This window comes from Verrucomicrobiota bacterium (assembly GCA_038744685.1).
Classification (GTDB): Bacteria; Verrucomicrobiota; Verrucomicrobiia; order Opitutales; family Puniceicoccaceae; genus Puniceicoccus.
In genome coordinates, this window is sequence record JBCDMB010000005.1 from 38,391 (window position 1) to 57,291 (window position 18,901).

Annotated in this window: 12 protein-coding genes and 12 tRNA genes; 19 read left to right on the top strand and 5 right to left on the bottom strand. The window is 53.1% G+C overall.

Annotated features, from left to right (window positions below; genetic code table 11):
• Positions 1-18 precede the first annotated feature (18 nt).
• Positions 19-1,425 carry an ammonium transporter gene (locus tag AAGJ81_04720; protein ID MEM0965444.1) on the bottom strand — a complete coding sequence of 469 codons (1,407 nt, stop codon included), beginning with the start codon at positions 1,423-1,425 and terminating at the stop codon, positions 19-21.
• Positions 1,426-1,646: 221 nt separating this feature from the next.
• Between AAGJ81_04720 and AAGJ81_04725 the strand changes: the two genes are divergently transcribed.
• From AAGJ81_04725 to dnaE, 5 genes are all read left to right on the top strand, one after another.
• Positions 1,647-2,360: a phosphoadenylyl-sulfate reductase gene (locus AAGJ81_04725; protein ID MEM0965445.1), complete on the top strand. Its 714-nt coding sequence runs from the start codon at positions 1,647-1,649 to the stop codon at positions 2,358-2,360.
• A gap of 10 nt (positions 2,361-2,370) precedes the next feature.
• Entirely contained in the window at positions 2,371-4,104 is a 1,734-nt protein-coding gene (locus tag AAGJ81_04730) for a phosphotransferase (GenBank protein MEM0965446.1), read from the top strand.
• Between the two features lie 138 nt (positions 4,105-4,242).
• Positions 4,243-4,494, top strand: a complete 252-nt coding sequence (locus AAGJ81_04735) for a hypothetical protein (protein ID MEM0965447.1) — start codon at positions 4,243-4,245, stop codon at positions 4,492-4,494.
• On the top strand, positions 4,466-4,906 hold the full coding sequence (locus tag AAGJ81_04740) for a TA system VapC family ribonuclease toxin (GenBank protein ID MEM0965448.1): 441 nt from the start codon (positions 4,466-4,468) through the stop codon (positions 4,904-4,906). Before AAGJ81_04735 ends, AAGJ81_04740 begins: the two co-directional genes overlap by 29 nt.
• Positions 4,907-5,118: 212 nt before the next feature.
• Positions 5,119-8,904 (top strand): DNA polymerase III subunit alpha, encoded by a 3,786-nt coding sequence (dnaE, locus tag AAGJ81_04745; protein MEM0965449.1) that lies wholly within the window; start codon positions 5,119-5,121, stop codon positions 8,902-8,904.
• 54 nt (positions 8,905-8,958) lie between these two features.
• On the opposite strand, the gene AAGJ81_04750 is transcribed toward dnaE, so the two are convergent.
• The 4 genes from AAGJ81_04750 to AAGJ81_04765 form a co-directional block, all read right to left on the bottom strand.
• Positions 8,959-9,381 (bottom strand): PIN domain-containing protein, encoded by a 423-nt coding sequence (locus AAGJ81_04750; protein MEM0965450.1) that lies wholly within the window; start codon positions 9,379-9,381, stop codon positions 8,959-8,961.
• A complete protein-coding gene (locus AAGJ81_04755) occupies positions 9,378-9,659 on the bottom strand; it encodes a type II toxin-antitoxin system prevent-host-death family antitoxin (GenBank protein ID MEM0965451.1) in 282 nt (93 codons plus the stop codon). Before AAGJ81_04755 ends, AAGJ81_04750 begins: the two co-directional genes overlap by 4 nt.
• A 118-nt stretch (positions 9,660-9,777) precedes the next feature.
• Positions 9,778-10,152 carry a nuclear transport factor 2 family protein gene (locus AAGJ81_04760; GenBank protein MEM0965452.1) on the bottom strand — a complete coding sequence of 125 codons (375 nt, stop codon included), beginning with the start codon at positions 10,150-10,152 and terminating at the stop codon, positions 9,778-9,780.
• Between the two features lie 88 nt (positions 10,153-10,240).
• Positions 10,241-11,155 (bottom strand): hypothetical protein, encoded by a 915-nt coding sequence (locus AAGJ81_04765; protein MEM0965453.1) that lies wholly within the window; start codon positions 11,153-11,155, stop codon positions 10,241-10,243.
• Between the two features lie 472 nt (positions 11,156-11,627).
• Between AAGJ81_04765 and AAGJ81_04770 the strand changes: the two genes are divergently transcribed.
• From AAGJ81_04770 to AAGJ81_04835, 14 genes are all read left to right on the top strand, one after another.
• Complete coding sequence (locus AAGJ81_04770; GenBank protein ID MEM0965454.1) at positions 11,628-13,937, top strand: FUSC family protein; 2,310 nt, start codon at positions 11,628-11,630, stop codon at positions 13,935-13,937.
• Between the two features lie 130 nt (positions 13,938-14,067).
• Positions 14,068-16,170: a prolyl oligopeptidase family serine peptidase gene (locus tag AAGJ81_04775; GenBank protein ID MEM0965455.1), complete on the top strand. Its 2,103-nt coding sequence runs from the start codon at positions 14,068-14,070 to the stop codon at positions 16,168-16,170.
• A 1,372-nt stretch (positions 16,171-17,542) separates the two neighbouring features.
• Positions 17,543-17,613: transfer RNA gene (locus tag AAGJ81_04780), tRNA-Asp, on the top strand.
• Between the two features lie 7 nt (positions 17,614-17,620).
• Positions 17,621-17,696: transfer RNA gene (locus tag AAGJ81_04785), tRNA-Asn, on the top strand.
• A gap of 7 nt (positions 17,697-17,703) precedes the next feature.
• Positions 17,704-17,779: transfer RNA gene (locus tag AAGJ81_04790), tRNA-Phe, on the top strand.
• Between the two features lie 12 nt (positions 17,780-17,791).
• Positions 17,792-17,866, top strand: a tRNA-Lys gene (locus AAGJ81_04795).
• Between the two features lie 4 nt (positions 17,867-17,870).
• Positions 17,871-17,947: transfer RNA gene (locus tag AAGJ81_04800), tRNA-Leu, on the top strand.
• Between the two features lie 5 nt (positions 17,948-17,952).
• A tRNA-Met gene (locus AAGJ81_04805) sits at positions 17,953-18,026 on the top strand.
• A 10-nt stretch (positions 18,027-18,036) separates the two neighbouring features.
• Positions 18,037-18,108, top strand: a tRNA-Glu gene (locus AAGJ81_04810).
• An 8-nt stretch (positions 18,109-18,116) separates the two neighbouring features.
• Positions 18,117-18,187: transfer RNA gene (locus AAGJ81_04815), tRNA-Gln, on the top strand.
• Positions 18,188-18,195: 8 nt separating this feature from the next.
• Positions 18,196-18,266, top strand: a tRNA-Arg gene (locus AAGJ81_04820).
• Between the two features lie 88 nt (positions 18,267-18,354).
• A tRNA-Leu gene (locus AAGJ81_04825) sits at positions 18,355-18,424 on the top strand.
• 2 nt (positions 18,425-18,426) lie between these two features.
• Positions 18,427-18,500: transfer RNA gene (locus AAGJ81_04830), tRNA-Ile, on the top strand.
• Positions 18,499-18,581, top strand: a tRNA-Leu gene (locus AAGJ81_04835). The genes AAGJ81_04830 and AAGJ81_04835 overlap by 2 nt, the downstream gene beginning before the upstream one ends.
• Positions 18,582-18,901: the final 320 nt, after the last annotated feature.

The following is an 18,901-nucleotide window of genomic DNA, read 5'->3' on the forward strand; positions in this document are numbered from 1 at the left end:
TGGTTTCAGGACGTCAGATCAAGGAACTAGTGAGCCAGGCTTGATTGCGTAGGAATCCTGCCCGTGTTCGCCGATGTCCAGTCCGACTTCTTCTTCCTCTGCGGAAACTCTGACACCAATGGTGAACTTCAGAATGCCGAAAACGATCACCGAGACGACGAACGCAAAGGCGCAGATCGAGAGAGTTCCAATCAGCTGGATCCCGAACGGAGCCGCTGTGCTGAAAAGTGCAACGGCGAGCGTTCCGAAGATACCGCAGACTCCGTGGACAGAGATCGCGCCAACGGGGTCGTCCACCTTGATTTTGTCGAAGATGATAATGGAGACGACAACGATGAGCCCGGAGATAAACCCGACGATGATTGACTGGGCTGGCATAATTGAGTCTGCACCAGCTGTGATACCGACTAGTCCGGCCAAGATGCCGTTGAGTGCCATCGTGATGTCAGGCTTCCGTAGGAGAACCCATGACAGGAAGATAGCTCCGATAGCTCCAGCGGCGGCGGAGAGTGCTGTGGTCACAAACACCAAAGACACGAGATATGGATCAGCATTCAGAACCGAACCTCCGTTGAATCCGAACCACCCGAGGAAGAGGAGGAAGACCCCTATCGTTGCCAGCGGAACGCTGTGGGGAAGGATCGGTTTGATCTTACCGTCCACATACTTTCCACGGCGGGCGCCGAGAATGATCACACAGCCAAGTGCGGCGAAACCACCAAAGCCGTGAACGAGGGACGAACCTGCGAAATCGTAGAAGCCCCGCTCTGCGAGCCATCCTCCGCCCCACTGCCACGAACCGGTGACTGGGTAGGCAAAGCACACGAGAAGCGTTGCAAAGATCATGAAGCTTGGAAGCTTGACACGTTCAGCAACTGCACCGGAAACGATGGTCGCGGCGGTTGCAGCAAACATCGCCTGGAAGATAAAGTCGGTATACCATGTGTAGCTGTTATATTCTGCAGTCATTAGCCCGACGGTTGCGCCGTCAGAGTCGAACCACGATCCAAATGCGAAAATGCCTTCGGCGGTCCACTCCGCAGGATACATGGCATTGAAGCCATAAAATGCGTAGGTGAGAATACCCATCGTGATGATGAACACGTTTTTGAACAAAACGTTCACTGTGTTCTTCGACTGGGTAAGTCCCGACTCCAGAGTTGCGAAGCCTAGGTGCATTACAAACACGAGGGCAGCAGCAAGTAGTAGCCACAGGTTACTGATTGTGAAGAAAGAGGTAGCGTCTCCGGTTTCCAAAAACGCGGCATATCCATCTTCGAAAGGAATTCCCTCTGCTGTCGCCTCAATGGCGGTCTCAACCGAGTCTTCGTCCTGAGCGGATACCACCCCGGCGAACCCAGCGATGCCCGCAAACAGCGCGACAGACATCCAGGAGAGTCCTAGTTTCTTGAGTTTGTTTTTCATATCTATGGTTTGGATAGTTTGGTAGAAGATGCGAATCCAAGCGTGCGACCTGGACCGGTCCGGATTTTTTTCGAACGGGAGACGGTTGAGCACGTGCCATGCCAACCGTTTTCGAATATTCCCCTCTGGCTGGTGAACGTCGTGGGCAGTGCTGGGAGACGTCCTTTGGCACTCACACGAAGGTTGATCTTAGGTGATTCTGCTGCATCCTCCTCCCGACCATGAATGAACTTCTACTTGAAAGCACGGGCTTGGATTTGGCAGACCTGTCGGCCGAAGAGCGGGTTGACTGGGCGGTTGCCCAGTTTCCGGGGGAAGTCATTCTCTCGACTAGTTTCGGCGTTCAATCAGCAGTCTTGCTTCACATGGTCGGGACACGGGTGCCGAAGGTCCCGGTCGTTTTTGTGGATACGGGATACCTTTTCCCGGAAACCTACCGGTTCGCAGATCGGTTGACCAGAGAACTGGATCTGGACCTGCGCACCTACACACCGGTTGCTACGGCTGCCCAGCAGGAAGCCCTATTTGGGAAGCGTTGGGAGGGAAGCCTTGATGATTTAGACGCCTATAATAAAGATACTAAAATTGAACCGATGAATCGGGCGCTTCGCGAGCTCGGGGCTAGTGCTTGGATCTCAGGCCTCCGTCGTGCCCAAAGTGAAGATCGGAGCAAGCGTTCTTTTGTCGAGCTTCAGAATAAGACCTACAAAATCTATCCGATCCTCGATTGGACGGATCGGGATATCTATCAATACCTCACTGAGCACGATCTCCCTTACCATCCACTCTGGGAGCAGGGATATGCCACGGTAGGGGACTGGCATAGTTCGGCAAAGTTGACTGAAGGACTTTCCGAGGAAGCTACCCGGTTCGGTGGCAGGAAAAGGGAGTGTGGCCTGCACGAGTTGACGGGTGGGCAAGACTTCCAAATCTAGTTCGCTCTAGGTGATCCGAACGGCCTTTTTGCCCTCTGCTGGACTCGGGTCGCGTCTAAGGCCTCTGACGGAAACTCTTCCCAAGCCTCTTCTCCCAGTCCGGGGAGAACCGATGATCTTTCATGTGATGCGGCATTGCCGCGACGCAGGGATCAAGCGGTTCATCATAAATACCCATCATCTGCCAGGACTTTTTGAGAGCACTTTCCCTAATGGAGAGTGGGAGGGTCTGCCAGTCCATCTGGTTCATGAGTTTCTTCGGTTAGAGACGGGAGCCGGTTTAAAGAACATCGAGCCTCTTCTCGATAAAGCCGAAAGTCTCCTGATCTATAATAGCGATATTCTCACCGACCTTCCTCTGGATGAGTTGATTCGGACCCATCGGGATTTTGGAAGGCCTGTGGCGACTCTTGCCGCTTCGCGAAATGGGCCAGCGCAGCATTTGGTGGTCGATTTGATGGGGCGTCTCCTCAAGGTGGACCGCGATTCTGCTCTGGGTGACGAGATGCGGTTTCAATTTCTCGGAATTGCAGTCGTTGAATCGCGATTGATGGACTTCCTCCAGAAGGATGAACCGGAGTCGGTGGTTGAGGGCTGGAGACGAGCTCTTGCAGACTGTCCGGGCGCAATTCGTGTGGCCGAAGTTACGAAGGGGAAGTGGCAGGATATCGGAACGATAGAGGCTTACGAGGCATCGCGCGAAATTGGGTTCTCCTCAGCAGCTCTTTTGCTGGAAAGGCCGTTGGGCCCGGAAAACCCAGCCGCTTCACTGACTAAGGAAGAGGCAGCGCGGGTGGATTCCACTGCCTACGAAGATGATCCGGGCCCGGTGCGCGTCGAGACTGTTCCTGCCGGTGCTTCGGGGCGTCGCTTTTTTCGAATCCTCCGTCCGAATCGCACCCGCATCCTGATGGCTTATCCTCCCACACCGGCGGAAAATGGGCTCTTTGCACCGATAGGCAGAGCTCTCCGGGATGCTTGTGTTCCGGTTCCCCGTATCTTGCGAGATGATCCTAGCAAAGGTTTGATCTGGCTCGAAGATCTGGGCGATAAGGATTTGTTCTCGATGCGCGACAGTCCCGGTCAAAGACGCTCATTTTACCGGAAAGCCATCGACGAACTCCTGCACATCCAGAGTCTGTCGCAGACGGTGTTTTTTGAGGCAGAAACAGAGACCTTGCCTGCATTTGACGCTGATCTCTACCTGTTTGAGCGACAGTACTTTCTGAAAGAGCTAGTAGCGCGGGTGGATTCGGACTGGAAGCCTTACCCAGAGCTTGAGGAGGAGGGAGATCATCTGAGTAGGATTCTTCTCGAAAATCACCAGTCTTGGGTTCATCGGGATTATCAGAGCAAAAACTTGATGATCGATGCGAAAGAGGAAATCCGAATCGTAGATTATCAGGGGATCCGGCTGGGGAATTGCTTTTACGATCTTGGGAGTCTTCTTTTCGACCCCTACGTCGGTCTGCCCCGCGAGGAACGGGAGGACCACTACTGTTACTACTGCCGGAGGTCTGAGAAAGACCCCAAGGAGGTGCGGAGTGCCTATCTCTCCGCCAGCGCGCAACGACTGATGCAGGCGCTTGGGGCATTTGGTAGGTTTGGAATCGGTGGGGAAGTAGCGTTTTTCCGGGAGAAAATTCCGGAGGCACTACGGTTGTTGCGTGAAGTTTTGGAGGAGGCCGGATTTTTGGAGATGGAGAGGTTAGTTGTTGGATTGCAGAAACGCATCGGCGACTGAAATCGCCGTTCAGCACAGAGGCTACCAGCGGAGGAATTGCGACAGCGATTTCTGCGACGGCTCGGATTGGGAGGTCTCCAATGAGTAGACGAAGAGATAATGATTGCGCTGATATAATAAATATGTTTTTATGGTTTTATGAGAACCACCTTGGATATCCCAGATGAAACCTTCCGTAAGGCGAAGATTGCTGCGGTTGAGCGGGGCATCACTTTACGCGAAATAGTGGTCAGAGCCTTGAACCGGGAATTGATCCACACACCGGAGCATCCGGTTCGTCGGGCGCAGTTCCCCATTTTCCAGTCAAAGGCAAAGGGCCTTCTGACACCGGAAGTGGTCCGGGAAGCCGAACGCGAGGAAGATGAAAGCCAAGACGGTCTCACTCGTTGACGTAAACGTCCTTCTGGCCCTTCTCCACGAACGCCATCTTTTTTCGGAGGAGGCGACGGCTTGGCTCGGGAATCGCGAATCGAATGATTCAGTAGCCATTGCGCGGATCGTTCAGATGGGGGTTTTGCGGATTCTTACTCGTCCCTCGATTATGGGAGAGGATGTTCTCGCACCCGCAGATTTCTGGAAAGGATGGTCGGTGCTAATGGAGGACGGCAGGTTTTTTTCAGTCCCCGAGCCCAGTCGCTTGGAGGTTGTCTGGCGTGAAACCACTAGTTCCTTGCCTGCAGGCCAGTGTGCCGAGACCGATGCTTACCTTGCGGCCTTTGCATCGGCGGGGGAATACCGGCTGTCTACCTTCGATAAGGGTTTTTCCCGATATGCGGGCTTGGACTGGGAACTGATTGATTAGGTTCTTCCCACACCTCAATTGGGTCCTTCGGCGACTGAAGTCGCCGCTCCGCACAGAGGCTCCCTGTGGAGGAATTTCGACGACGATTTGTTTCTTGGCGGATCCGTTTCGGCAGTTGGTCCGAGAAACCGAATCGACCGTTTCCGTCCCTCGACAGCATTTTTCACGATCAGTTCTTGCACGGGTGAATCTTTGCCCCGAATCTCAAAACCATGTCCGACGTGCAGAATCCTTTTGTCCATTTGCACGTCCATACCGACCGAAGTCTCCTCGATGGTTGCTGTCGGATAGACTCTCTTGCCGCACGGGCGGCGGAGTTGAATATGCCAGCAATCGCCATGACCGACCACGGCAACCTGTTTGGGGCGATCGAATTCTACCGGCAGATGACCAAAGTCGGGGTCAAGCCGCTGATCGGCTGCGAGATTTACCTTGTTCATGACCATACCATGGACGAACGACCCAAACGGGAGCGAAAGCGGTCGGATGACATGGTCGATGTGCCCGAAGAGGAGCTGGGGCCGGAGAATTTTCCGAAGTATCAGATTCACCACAAAACCCTCATCGCCAAAAATTTCACGGGATACCAGAACCTCGTGAAACTGGTCTCGGATGCCCATACGCGAGGTACTTATTACCGTCCGCGAACCGACATGGAGCAGTTGGCGAAACACTCCGAAGGAATTATCGGGCTCTCCGGCTGCATCAATGGCGTGGCTTCTCAATACCTGATTTACTCGGATTACGCGAAAGCCCGCGAGGCGACCGCCGAGTTCGTCGATATTTTTGGCAAGGACGACTATTTCATTGAGATTCAGGACCATGGCATGCCGGCGCAGCGGCGGATCATCCCCGGTCTTCTTAAGATTGCGAAGGAGTTCGACCTGAAGGTGGTCTGCGCAAACGACGTGCACTATGTCCGGAAAGAAGATTGGGAAACCCATGATGCCCTGCTTTGCATCCAGACGGGAAAGGTCATCGCTGACGAAAACCGAATGCGCTACCCATCACGCCAGTTCTACTTGAAAAGCGAGGCGGAGATGGCGCAGGTGTTTAAAGAGATTCCAGAGAGCCTCACCAACACTCTAGAAGTTGCGGATCGGGTGGATTTGCAGCTTCACTTTGGAGTGAATCACTACCCGGTTTTCGAAAAACCCGAAACGCTCGTGATCGAAACGAAGGCAGACGACTTTGACGCGATTCTCGATATCTTCGTCGAAGAGCAGGAAAAGGTGAATCGGCAGAACGAGGTCGAAGTCGGTGAGGTGCTTCCTGCGGAGAAACGGAAGGAGCTCAAGGTAAATGGTCAGGTGCTTTATGATCTCTGCAAAAAGGGGATCAGGGAGCGTTATGGAATCGACTATGACGATCCCGCCAGTTTTGTGCCGGGCCCCGGTCAGGCAAAGGACTATGCCGAAAAGGTCTGTCGTCAGCTCGATTACGAGTTGGCGATCATTTCCGGAGCAGGGTTTGCCGACTACTTCCTGATTGTCTGGGACTTTATTGATTGGGCGCGGCAGCGGGGGATTCCGGTTGGGCCGGGCCGGGGTTCGGGCGCGGGCTGCGTCGTCGCCTATGTCCTGAAAATTACGGATATCGATCCGCTCCGCTTCGGCCTTCTCTTCGAGCGGATGCTGAACCTCGAGCGGGTGTCGCCTCCAGATTTCGACGTCGATTTCTGCATGAGGCGCAGGGACGAAGTGGTGAACTACGTGCGCGAGAAGTATGGCTCGGACTCCGTAGCGAACATCGTGACCTACGGTAAGTTTGGTCCAAAGATGGTGGTTCGGGATCTGGCGAGGGTAAACGGAGTGGAATACAAGGATGCCGATCGTCTGGCGAAGATGGTTCCGGACGATCTTGGCATCACGATGAAGGATGCGATTAAGAAGTCTCCCGAGCTGCAGGAGGCGATTAAGACTGATGCTATCGCGCGCAAGATCGTGGACCAAGGGAAGGTGATCGAGGGTATGGTCCGCAATACGGGTAAACATGCCTGTGGAATTATCATCTCTGACCGCCGTTTGACCGACCTCGTCCCCGTCTGTTTGCAGGAAGGCGATCTCACTACGCAGTACGCTAAAGGCCCTGTCGAAGATCTCGGTCTTCTTAAGATGGACTTTCTCGGGTTGAAGAACCTCACGGTAATTGCGGACGCCGAGGAGTTTATCCGGACCTCCCGCGAGCTGCCGGACTTTTCCATCGAAGGGGTTCCCCTAGACGACCAGGCGACCTTTGATCTGCTCAACGACGGGAAGACTATCGGCGTCTTCCAGCTGGAATCGGATGGGATGCAGGGGCTTTCGCGCCAGATCGGTCTAAGCTCGTTCGAGGAAATCATCGCTCTCATTGCCCTCTACCGACCGGGACCGATGCAGTTCATCCCGCAGTTCATCGAGGGCAAAAAAGACCCGTCTAAAATCCTCGTCCCGCATCCATTGCTGAAGGAATTAGTCGAGGAAACCTACGGGGTTCTCGTTTATCAGGAGCAGGTAATGCAGGCAGCGAGGATCATCGCAGGGTTTACGCTTGGCAACGCGGACATCCTTCGCCGGGCGATGGGTAAAAAGAAAAAGGACGTCATGGCGCAGCAGAAGGTCGCCTTTATCGACGGAGCCAAGAAAACGAACGGGATCTCCAGCCGGGAGGCGGAAGAAATTTTTGCGATCCTCGAGAAGTTTGCGGAGTACGGATTCAATAAGTCGCACTCTGCGGCTTATGCGATGATCAGTTACCGGACCGCCTACCTGAAAGCGAACTTTCCAGTGGAGTTCATGGCAGCTCTCCTCTCTGCCGAGCTGGGCAATGCCGACAAGGTAGCGCACTACGTCACCGAGGCACTCTCTCTCGGAATTCCCGTCCTTGGACCGGACATCAATGAGTCTCGCCACAATTTTACACCGGTGCCAGGAGAAAATGCAGGTGACGCCGGGCGAATCCGTTTCGGGATGAGTGCCATCAAGGGAGTTGGGGATGCAGCCACCGCAACCATTGTCGAAGAGCGGGATAAAAACGGACCTTATAAAGACTTCACAGATTTTGTCGCACGCACTGACCTTAAGGCCGTCAACCGCCGCACCCTGGAGAATCTGATCCGGACCGGAACGTTTGATTCGTTTGGGGAAGAGCGGGCAGGCTTGTTGGCTAATCTAGATTCGCTGCTTAGCGTTGCTCAAGCCGAGCGGAAGGACCGCGAAGCGGGACAGAAATCACTCTTCGATCTGATGGCGGAACCAGAGAAAGGCGAACCTTCCACGAATGGGACGGCGAGGATCGCGGTCAGTCCTATGGGCCGCAAGGAGATGCTGACCCACGAAAAAGAACTGCTGGGCTTCTATCTTTCCGGGCATCCACTGGATGAATACGGTTTATTGGCAGACGCCATCCTCTCCCTGGATCCGGCGGAGTACCAGCAGCTGGACGATGACGAAACCTTCCGGCTGGTTGGTGTAGTCTCCGGCCTCGAACAGCGGATGACCCGCAAGAGCGGTGAGCCCTGGGCAAAGTTTAGTCTACTCACCCGCTCCCAGAGTCTTCCGGTGACTGTCTTTCCCAAAAATTTTGAGAAGTGTCGCAATGCCATCTTGGCCAATAGCATCGTCGTCGTCGAAGGGCGGGCGGCTCGCCGCGACGAAGGCGTCGACCTTCATGGAATGTCTGTTCGGTCACTGGAGAGTGCTCTGCCTCGTCTCCTCAAAAAAATTTCGTGGGTGATCCGGCCGACTGCAGAGGGAACTTCCTTTCTTACGACCCTTCGCAATGAATTGACCTTTGACGAGAGTGGCATCGAGGTTTGCATAGCAGTTCTCGCCGAGGAGGAAAGAGCCTTCCTCGCAACCGTTTCAGAAAGTCTACGTTTGCCACCGAGCTGGCCGTTGATCCATAAGCTACGCAAGCACCCCGGAGTCGTCGGCCTTCGCGTCTCGGCGGTAGAGCCTAAAGACCTGGACGACCGTCCGCATTGGATGAGAAGGCAGCGGGATAGAAGAGCTGGTTAGTGATGGGAGAGAGAATATAGGTTTTCCTGCTTTAACGCGGAAACGATCCAGATTTTAGACCCAATAAGGTTCGACTGGCGAAAGTGTTAAGCCCGGAACTCGGGAGAACTCTGAGGTATTCAGCGTAGCTATCTCCCAGCCGAGATGTAGTGCCGTAGCAGCAATCATCAAATCGTGAGGGCCAATCAGAATTCCGGTCTTTCTCAACTCAGGGCGTAGCTGTGCATGAGTCGAGGCCGTTTCGAGGTCGAAAGGCATTACAGGATAATTCTCGACGATAAACTTGTAGAACTCACGTCTTTGTTCCCGGCGTTTCCCGGGGGGTGCTCGGTGAACCCCTTCTTCAAATTCTGAGGCTGTAATAGCAGATATTCCGACTTGGGCTTTTCTTACGTGCTTTTCCAAAAAAGCAGCGAGATCCCATATTTTTCGTTCATCGGCGATGAGAACCGATGTATCGAGAAGCACTCCTATCACTCTGCCCAAGGATCCTTTTCCGCCCGATTGCCTGCAGACCTGATTCTGGTCAATTCGTTAGCGAAAAGTTCTGCCTCATCAGCTGCCAAATGCGTTTGTCGGGAACGAATCTTTTTCGCAAGTGCTTCGCCGGTGACTGATAGCGAATGGATAGGGGTGAGCCGAACCACTTCTCGGCCTCCTCGGGTCAAAACCGCGGTTTCGCCTCGATACACGATGCGATTGACCAAATCCGAAAAGTTCCGGCTTCCCTCCGTGACAGATAGTTTTGTGTCCATAAAATCATAAAATCAGATTTTATGATTTTATGCAAGCCAAGCTGCCGTTGTTTACGGCTCGCCGGAAAAGCCTTCCACGGGATTGCTGAGGTTTCAACCCAATCGCAAAGTGCTTGCTCTACAGCGCGGCAAAGTGGTCTTCTCTTAGCTTCACCGAACGATCGTCCTGGAGCACCCATAGCTCGCGGTAGATGACGCCTTTGGCTTTATTCATTTTCCACGCGGACTCCAAGACGGCGCTCTTTGGGTCGATCACGTCTATACGTGGATCCACATACTCCACATCGGAAAATCCATCTTCTATGAGTTTCTGCCAAAAGGCTTGAATCGTTTCTTTCCCGCGAAACTCACCAAACGGTTCGGCAGTCATGACGGCTTCCGCTTCGTAGTGCGAGGCACAACCTGGAGCATCGCCTGAGTTGAATGCAGTTTTCCATTGCTCGCTGGCCTTTTTCACCGCCGCGAGTAAGAAAGTTCTTTCTTCGTCAGTCATTTTTTGTCGCTTTTAGTCAATTCTGGAGGTGTTTGAGGCAAGTGGATTGAGTGCCAGAAGATCCACAGATCCGTATGATGCTGGAGGACTAGATTCCGAATTCGTTTTGGATATCGCTTATTTGTTGTTCCATGTAGGGCCAAAAATCCCATTGGTCGACGAAGCTGGCCTTAGCGTTTTTTCCGCGGAGATAGGCTTCTACAAAATCCTGAGGACAACACTGTTGTCCCGTTGAAACATAAGGAGGGCAGAAGCCTAGCATCGCGACCATCCAGTTGAAAGTCGTGCTATTGCCAGCAGAGAAACCGGCCACTTGGAATTCTCCGTTGATTGAGATGTCATAGGGTCCGAGGACATGAACCAGGTCATGACGGACCGTAAGATCTTCACTGATCCAAAGTGGGTCGCCGGGGAGTGGCCAATCAAACTGGGCATAGAAATCGAAGTAACCCCGCCCCAGCGATCCAGCTGGATAGGATTCGAGCGATTGGTAGCGCTCAAGTTCTTCGGGGTCACCTTCCGCCTCTTTGAGAAGTTTCAAAACCTCTTTGTATCGGCCCTCGGGATCCTCATAGGGAAATACATCCCGTCCGAGCTTTCTCAGAGCACAGTATTCTTGGTTGCGCATGTGTTTTTCGCGGGCGCCAAGAAAATCTTCGATCCGGTGCGTGTTTTCGCCAAGTTGCTCGAGGAACTTCTCAGAAATGTAGGTCTTTGAGTCGGAAAACGGTCGAACGACATAAGGCATCATCGCAATCAACTCGGCAGCACGGGCCTTGTGGTCGCTGTCTGAAAAAAGTGCCGCCAGTTCAGCTGGTTTGATATGAACTTCCTCGTCATCGTGCTCGATTTCCGGATGTCCGAGAATAATGATTCGAACACCCTCAATGAGTTCCTTTTCCGCAGGGGAAATCGGTGCCGTTGCATGCAGCGAAGCAATGCTGCAAAGGGCTCCTAGAATTCCCTTTGATTGATCGTAAGTCCAGTCAGGTGGTTGTATCATAGATCGAAGCTGCGCTGTCTTGATTGTTGATGACGTTCTTTTCGGAGACACCTTTGGGGGTGGAAATTCAGTTCCTGAGATTCCGGATCGACCATCAATGGTCTCCGAGGCTCCGGGCACGGCCCCTCAGTTGATGGAATCTCGATCATTAGTCGAATCACTTGCATGTTATTTCTGGGTGTGTCCACGGTTTGTCAGGGATTTAGCACATCCTTGCCATCGATCACTGCCCGTGTTCCAAAAAGAGTTCCGAAAATTCACTCTGCAGTCGACCTTTATCTACGAGGCGAGACACCAATGGAAAGGTCGAACACCTGACGTGCATTCTCTCAAATGGGAGTGGACAACGGATTTTTCCACTAAGGGGATCTGTTGGAAATCATTCGGTGTAACTGTGGGGTCTTGACGGTTAGGTCTTTGAAATCAGACAATCTTTGCTAGCGAACCAACATACACATCCACGATTTTCGAAGTGCCCAAAGTAAAGACCCAGCCCAAGGGAGAGAGAAACCGCGGTTTGTTTGTCTCGCTCGCTTCCCGATGGTTTGGTGCCTTGGTTGATCTGGATCCGGGCGGGATAAAGTTTGCTCTTGCTGCAAAAACCATCGTCGCGGTCGTCGTCACGGGGTTTTTGTGCTACGGCTTCGGAAGTTTGGTTCCTTCATTGTCGCTGCCAGACTTTGCCAAGAGTATCCCATGGTTTTCCAAGACGTTTGAGGCCGCTCGGGAGGCCAAAGGCTTACCCACCACCCTCACTATCCTCGGAGCGGGAATGACCCTGAATTATTTCTTTCTCGTCCAAGGAGCCGGGTGGGCGTTGGAGTTCCGCCGAGTGTGCATTGCGGCTGCGATCTCCCTTGCGGTCCTCTTTCCTGTCTCTCTGATCGGTCCCGGCGACTTCAGCTATGGCGGGCAAGTGTTAACCATTCTCTGGGTGCCTCTGATCGGCTTTGGCCTCTACCTTCGCAGGTGGGGCCCAACAGCAGGCTCCTTCGGGATTATTGTCGTAAATATGGGCCTGTTTGCGGTCATCCTAAACCCAACAAAAGCAGAGGGACTCTGGTTCGCCCCGACAATCCTTATCGCGGCCCTAGTGACCTTTTTCTTTCGCTTCCTGATTCTCCGCCCATCTGCAGTCAATGCCTTTCGGGTTCTTTCCAACCGGTTTCTCGGGTCACTGAATGAAGCTCTGGCAACCGTTTCCGACGACCACTTTCGGACGCGGTCGACCGCCGTTGGAGACGGCCAAAAGAAAGCTTCGAATGCCAGCGAGGTTTTCAAGGCCTTGAACCCTAAACTCCGTCATGATTGGCACCTCGTCCAGGCTTCTCTCGAGCAAGCGACCCTCGAGAGTCCGAAACTCGAGTCCAGACTACGGGCGCAAGTGGTCGCGCTCTACCGGATGGTCATGGCCTTTGAAGTCATGTCTGACGCTTTTTCCCAGCTTGGCCCTAATGCATTTAAGGACTGGGCAGGTGCTGACCGGCTCCTGAACACTCTCGACAGGATTCGCGACAAACTCTCCCATCCAGTCACAATTGGCTTCCCGTCCGAATCGGCTGCCGACCCGCAGCTCGAAGCCTTGCTCGACGAGGTGTTGACCGACCAAGTCTCACCACCCGATCAAAAGCTCCAGCCCATGCGGATCGTCATTGGTCTACAACGGTTTGAGAAAGCCCTCAATGACTACTTTCGAGGCCATTCAGAGATCGAGAACGCTGCGATTCACGATAAAGCCACTGAGTTCAAAGACGAGACGAAGCGGGATGCCGCCAGAGCCGCTACCCGCCTCGGATTGCAGGCCTTGGTCGCAACCACGATCACGACCAGTCTTCAGTTTCTGTTTGACCTAAACCACGCGTATTGGGCGACCCTCACCGTCGCGTATGTGCTCACTGCCACCGTCGGGCAAACGATTCTGCGCACCGGGCGCCGTGCGCTGGGCACAGCCATAGGTGTTGTAATAGCAATCGCGGTTGTCTACGTGTTCGGAAGCGCAATCGTGCCGCAGGTCATTATGATCATGATTGCGCTGGTCCTGACGATAGTGACCCTCCAGACGAAATACGGTATTGCCTCAACAGGAATCGGGATACTGGTCCCGCTCCTCGTTCATTTCGCTCTTGGAGCGGACATCGCTACCATGTTCGCTCGGATCTACGAGACCTTCATTGGAGTCGGCGTTGCGTTGCTCGCCACACTACTGATCGTCCCTACCTTTACCTCGGATTTCCTGCACAGAAAACTATCCGCGTTCTTGAAAGACACAGCTGAGGCGTTCAAGCAGATCTCCGGAACAAACACGAAGCACAGTACTTTTTCCGTACCTCTTGCCACCAGACTGCAGGCGATAGTCGACGAAGCGCCGGAAATTGAAGCGGAGCAAATGTCTGCAGGCGAACGACGCAGAAATATCTCCGAGACTCTGTCTCTCCTCGATGTTCTTGTATCCTATATTGGCTTGTTCGAATCCGGGCGCCAACTACTTAGCCTAGATGATCTTCCAACGGCAATCCGCACCACGGTCAAAGATCTTGATGCCCGCATCAATGGAGCTTTCGCCCAGTTAGTCGAACTGATGAAACAGCCTCCAACCGGCGACTCCTCCGAGAAACCGGCGGCGATCTTTCCAGTGAAAGAGGAACCCATCAGCAAAGTTGTTCAGGAAAGCGTCGATATCCCCAGCAGAGAGTCCCTCGTGATCGTTACGCATATTTTCACGGGTAACCGTATCGGTGGGACCTTGAATGACCTTGTTCCCTTGATCACCCAAATCAAGTAAGAAGAGGTCAGACTCATCCTCCATCCCGCCAGAACTATCAATCCTCCTTGAATTTGGTATTAACCCAGTCATGCCTATGCGTTTGCACAAGCTACATCAGTGGGCCTCAATAGCAGGAGTGAGTCTGAGCATGACTATATCTGCTGCAGACGGTGATTCTCATCTTTGGCTGGAAGAGATTGAGGGTGAGCGGGCCCTAAATTGGGTGCGGGAACAGAACAAAACAACCCTCCAGGAACTCCAATCGGACCCTCGCTACGCTGTTTTTGAGGAGGAAGCGATTGAGTTACTGACCTCCAAAGAACGCATTCCCTACGGCTCGATCCGGGATGGCTGGGTGTATAATTTCTGGCAGGATGAAGTTCATGTCCGTGGCCTTTGGAGACGCGCGAAACTCGAAAGTTACCAGACGGAGAACCCGGAATGGGAAGTGTTGATCGATTTTGATGAACTGGCGGAGGCGGAAGGTAGAAACTGGGTATTCAAAGGAGTAAGTGTAAAAGAGATCGAGAGCGGCGGGGGCTACGTGTGCCTCGTTCGTATTTCCGATGGAGGTAAAGACGCGGTTACCGTCAGGGAGTTCGATATCGAGAAGAGAGAGTTTGTCGAAGACGGCTTTTTTCTGCCCGAGGCCAAACAGTATACGGCATGGATTGACGAAAACCACTTGATGGTAGCAACCGATTTTGGTCCGAACACCTTGACCGAGTCCGGCTATCCTTTTGTCGTGAAGAGCTGGAAACGGGGAACGCCATTATCGGAAGCCCGTGAACTGATTCGTGGTCAACCTCAGGACGTATTGGTTCGTCCATTCGGTATCGAGATGGACGATGGGTCCGTTCTGGCCTGTGCCAGCGAGGCGGATACATTTTTCACGTCACAGGATTGGTGGTTTCCTGACGGCGAAGAGGAGGCGGTGCAGTGGCCTCTGCCGCCGAAGTCGAGTTTCGGCTCTCACTTCCGTGACTGGATGTTTGTAACTCTCGAGCAGGACTGGCAACCGGAGGGGCAGGGGGAAACGTTTGTAAACGGTGATCTGGTTGCCTTCCGATTGAGCGAGTTTTTGGAAACGCGAGAACTGCCTCCGGTTCATTTGGTCTTTCGCCCCAACGCTCGTCAGGCAGTGAATTGGGTGTCGGTTGCGAAAGGGGCCGCGTTGCTATCGATCAATGACAATGTGACTACGAAGATTCTTCGTCTTGAACCAACCGAGGTGGAGGACGGACGAGTCACTTGGGAAATGGAGGAACTGGATCTTCCTGAAAATGGTCGTGCCGGAATCGCTTTTGCCCGTCGCACAGAGCCACTGGTTTTTCTCACTTACGAGAATTTCCTGACTCCCGACTCGCTCCTTCTTTACGATTCGGGAACTAACCGAATAGATACGCTCAAGAGCTTGCCCGAAAAGTTCGATCCAGAAGGATTAGTGGTCGAACAGCGGTTTGCAGAATCGAAAGACGGCACGGAAGTTCCTTATTTTGTCGTTCGGCGCAACGATGTCGCTTTCGACGGTTCTATTCCAACTCTGCTCAATGGCTATGGAGGGTTTGCGATTCCATTGCTGCCCGGTTACCGGAGCACCACGGGCAAGCTTTGGCTCGAAAATGGCGGAGCTTTCGTCTTGGCCAATATCCGTGGTGGCGGGGAGTTTGGTCCGGCTTGGCATCAGGCGGGATTGAAGACCGATCGACAACGGATCTACGACGATTTCATCGCCGTCGCCGAAGACTTGATCGACAGTGGATTGACCAGCCCGAGTCATCTCGGAATTATAGGAGGATCCAATGGGGGTCTTCTCATGGGAGTCATGCTCAATCAGCGTCCGGATTTATGGAAAGCGGCTGTCGTTCAAGTGCCCTTGCTCGATATGTTGCGCTATCACCTGCTCCTCGCAGGTGCGTCATGGGTGGATGAATACGGCTCCCCGGACGACCCGGAGGAGCGATCGTTTTTGGAAGGGATTTCCCCCTATCACAACTTTCGTCCGGATGAACAGGAATACCCGGTCCCGTTCTTCGTGACCTCTACCAAGGACGACCGGGTTCACCCGGGGCATGCACGAAAGATGGCAAAGCTCTTCGAGGACGCGGAGTTACCCTTCTACTACTACGAAAACATTGATGGCGGGCATTCTGCCGCTGCGAACCAATTGGAACGAGCGAGGCGAACCGCTTTGGAGTTTACTTATTTGGCGAAATTACTCTTCCCGGAAGAGCAGTCGTCTTCTGACTGATTCTAAGGAGTCACTGGCGAATGGGAAGGTGTTCCCTCGGGGATAAAAAAACCAGAAAAGGAGCGGTGACTTCAGTCGCCGACCAGAGGGCATTAACGGGGTTTTGTCGGCGGCTCCACAGTTCAGCGTGAGGAAGATGATGGCTTGTATTCCCCAGCATATGAATCGAAGGCGCATTCCTCAACAAGGTTGGCTGTAGTTGAATCTAAATCAAAATCCTATTTCCACTGCTCCGATTAAGATTATGAGCACGATTAGGATTAAGAAAGAACCCCGGACATAAAGTGACACCTTGGCAGCAATAATCGGTTGACAGATCCCTGCTCGTCCGAGATCACCGTCCTGCACATTCCTACTATGTCCTATACAATCCAGATAAGTACCCGGTTGATGTTGGATCTCAGAAATGAAGATCCGACAGGAGCCTTTTGTGCTCCAAGATCCGAGGCTCATGGTATATGGGGACGATTCATTCCAACGAAAAAACCACGATAAATAGAAACCGTAATAACCATTTCGAATGAGCCCGGATAGTGACATGCGTCCGGGTTTTTTTGTTCGCACGCTTAAGAGGTGCAGGCAGATGAAACGTTCAAAAGCCTGTGCTCGGGCGGAGCTTAGCCAAATATTTATTGATTCATAAAATATTGTTATACAATAATTTATGTAATTTTTTATTTGACTTTTCGATTCGCTAAAGGAATGCTTCGACTATTCATCGTTAAAAACCATGCAAACAATCACTCAACAGACTTTTCAGCCCTCTTGGAATTGGAGAAGCCGATTTTTGATGCCGAACGGCTCAGATAATCTTCCGGTTTTCAAGACAGGCGATCACCCGCTCTGCTCGGAGAATTCGGCAGGGGTTGTGAATCAGCGAAAGTTCTTCCCGCACTCAGATGCGCATAGAGATCACCCGATCTAAATGAAGGACCGAACACTCTTTCACGAAACCCAGGCCGCGAATCCAGCACCTGGGTTTTTTGTTTCCACCAATCGACAGTCCCTTGGTCTCCCTTCAGCCGCAAGTGAAGGTGAAACGTCACGTAAATGGCGTCCAAACCATAAAACCAGTTTTATGAGAGGGGCGAAAAACGCGGTATGGTGGAAACAAGATTATTTATGGTAACCATCGCTTTCCTAAAGGCTCACTAAAGGGCTGAGACTGGTAGCATCACGGGACTCGACTGAGCTCGCGGTTCGACGAAGCTCACGGCCCTGAGCCTGTCGAAGAGCTGAAGTCCGTGAAGCGGATGAAAAACTTCAGGGTTTGCGCCGGTCGGCCAGGTCGAGTCATCGGTCTGACGACCAATGCTACAATCTGGTCTTTCGCCGTCTCCGTGTAGCCGAATACCATTTACCCCATTCTTTTGCCTCTGTCTTCCAATGATAGGATTCCCGATTGTCGATTGGGGGATGCGGGTTTGATTCCCGTCAGGGGCGCATTTCTTCAGCGGTAGTTCAACTGGTAGAACGTAGCCCTGTTAAGGCTAATGTTGCAGGGTCGGAGCCTGCCCGCTGAGCCAATTTACGGGGAGTATAGTGTAGGGAGTCTGCACGCTTGATTGAAGATCAGGAGGTCATGGTGCGATTCCATGTGCTCCCACCATACAATCGGATTGCCTCATTAGTTCATTAGGAAGAACAACCGGTTTTTACCCGGTAGAGCCTGGTTCGAACCCGGGATGCGGCACCATTTTGACCAAGTAGCCCAATTGGCAGAGGCGGCTGTCCCAGAAACAGCGTAGTAGAGGTTCGAGTCCTCTCTTGGTCACCAGTTTCAGCAGAGTAGCTCAATGAGTGAGAGCACGGGTCTCATACGCCCGAGGTTGTGGGTGCGATTCCCACCTCTGCGACTCTATTTATGCCCGTATCGTCTAGCAGCTAGGATATCGCGCTTTCTACGCGATGGCGCCGGTGCAAGTCCGGCTGCGGGTAATCTTACCTGCGGGATGGTGTAAGGGGGGCACTGCGGACTTTGACTCCGCCGGAAAAGGTTCGAGTCCTTTTCCCGCAATTTTCGATGGGTGTGTGGTGTAAAGGAAGCATCTGTCTTTACGAAGGACAGGATGGAGGTTCGAGTCCTCCCACACCCACATCAGACTTTCCGGTCGGCGGCGCGGGAACCCCAGGCTTCCTGTTGGGTTTTCGCGTTCCGCATCGACGTTCTAAACGGAAATCCACGCAATCATAGCTGAGTGGACACAGCATCCTGCTAGACAGGAGAACGCCGGTTCGAATCCGGCTGGTTGCGCCTTACTGTTAGCTCAGATGGGTAGAGCTGTTGACTGATAATCAACTAGTCCCGGGTTCAACTCCCGGACAGTAGCGATCATGGCGAAAAGGTATACGCACCGGTCTCAGGAACCGATGCCCGCAAGGGCGTGTGGGTTCGACTCCCACTGATCATGGCCTGGCCCGCCTTAAAGGCCTCCTAGCCTCCAACGCTAGACCAAACCGCCCAAAGGGATTGAGGGCGACTCGTGACAACCCGAAGGGCCGGACCGACTCCCGTCGGTTCCGGAACTTCAGCATAAACACCACCTGCGGAATTGTGGATACCGGTTCTGGAAGGATGAGACCTGCTCGGAGCGGGGGATTTGCCTTGGACTTTGCACTTCGGTGCGAGCCTTTGGCATGCCCTCGGGAAGATGCAGACTCATCTGCCCAGCTCCTCAAGCTCTTCCCCGTGGCCGGTTTGTGTGGTTGATCGTCTCGTCTGAAATCCCTG

What these genes read in the sequence shown, in the direction of transcription:
- AAGJ81_04755 (MEM0965451.1), bottom strand. Translation starts at nt 9,659, where the DNA reads ATGGACACAAAACTATCTGTCACGGAGGGAAGCCGGAACTTTTCGGAT.
- AAGJ81_04775 (MEM0965455.1), top strand. Translation starts at nt 14,068, where the DNA reads ATGACTATATCTGCTGCAGACGGTGATTCTCATCTTTGGCTGGAAGAG.
- AAGJ81_04735 (MEM0965447.1), top strand. Translation starts at nt 4,243, where the DNA reads ATGAGAACCACCTTGGATATCCCAGATGAAACCTTCCGTAAGGCGAAG.
- AAGJ81_04765 (MEM0965453.1), bottom strand. Translation starts at nt 11,155, where the DNA reads ATGATACAACCACCTGACTGGACTTACGATCAATCAAAGGGAATTCTA.
- AAGJ81_04760 (MEM0965452.1), bottom strand. Translation starts at nt 10,152, where the DNA reads ATGACTGACGAAGAAAGAACTTTCTTACTCGCGGCGGTGAAAAAGGCC.
- AAGJ81_04740 (MEM0965448.1), top strand. Translation starts at nt 4,466, where the DNA reads ATGAAAGCCAAGACGGTCTCACTCGTTGACGTAAACGTCCTTCTGGCC.
- dnaE (MEM0965449.1), top strand. Translation starts at nt 5,119, where the DNA reads ATGTCCGACGTGCAGAATCCTTTTGTCCATTTGCACGTCCATACCGAC.
- AAGJ81_04720 (MEM0965444.1), bottom strand. Translation starts at nt 1,425, where the DNA reads ATGAAAAACAAACTCAAGAAACTAGGACTCTCCTGGATGTCTGTCGCG.
- AAGJ81_04725 (MEM0965445.1), top strand. Translation starts at nt 1,647, where the DNA reads ATGAATGAACTTCTACTTGAAAGCACGGGCTTGGATTTGGCAGACCTG.